At 54.8% G+C, this 706-nt stretch carries 1 protein-coding gene; it reads left to right on the top strand.

Translation table 11 applies throughout. The annotated features are described in order from the left end of the window. Positions 1-706, top strand: a 706-nt coding sequence (locus tag ACXAFR_RS27425) for an IS256 family transposase (RefSeq protein WP_475183365.1), incomplete at both ends; no start/stop codon positions are given.

Raw genomic sequence — 706 nt, forward strand, 5'->3', positions numbered from 1 at the left:
GCTTGGCGAAAGCGTCGGCTGGACCGTGATCGCTGGGTTTATGTGTGGGCGGATGGCATCTACAGCGGGCTGAGATCCGAAAGCCATAAGCTGTGTGCGCTGGTGATTATCGGTGTAAATGAGCGAGGCCAGAAGCACTTTCTGGCGATTGAAGATGGCGTACGGGAGTCGACACAGAGCTGGCGAGAAGTACTCCTGAACCTGAAGTCCCGGGGCATGAATGCGCCGCAGCTCGCTGTTGGCGACGGGGCCATGGGCTTCTGGGCAGCCTTGGATGAAGTGTATAGCGAGACCCGTCACCAGCGCTGCTGGATGCACAAGACCGGCAATATTCTGAACACGGTTCCTAAGTCTGTGCAGCCGAAAATGAAGCAAGCGCTACACGATATCTGGCAGGCGGAAACCCGAAAAGACGCCGAACGGGCATTTGCACAGTTCGAAACAACGTACGAAGCGAAGTATCCGAAAGCGGTTAACTGCCTTCGTAAAGATCGTGATGAGCTTCTGGCATTTTACGATTTTCCAGCCCAGCATTGGGAGAGTTTACGAACAACTAATCCGATTGAGTCGACCTTCGGAACGATTCGCCATCGGACAAAGCGATCTAAGGGCTGCCTGAGTCGCGACGGTATGCTGCACATGATCTTCAAGCTGGGCGAGTGCGCTCAGAAAAACTGGCGGAAGCAGAGGGGTTTCCGTTACCTGG

Source organism: Pseudomaricurvus sp. ABR4_320 (assembly GCF_056159445.1).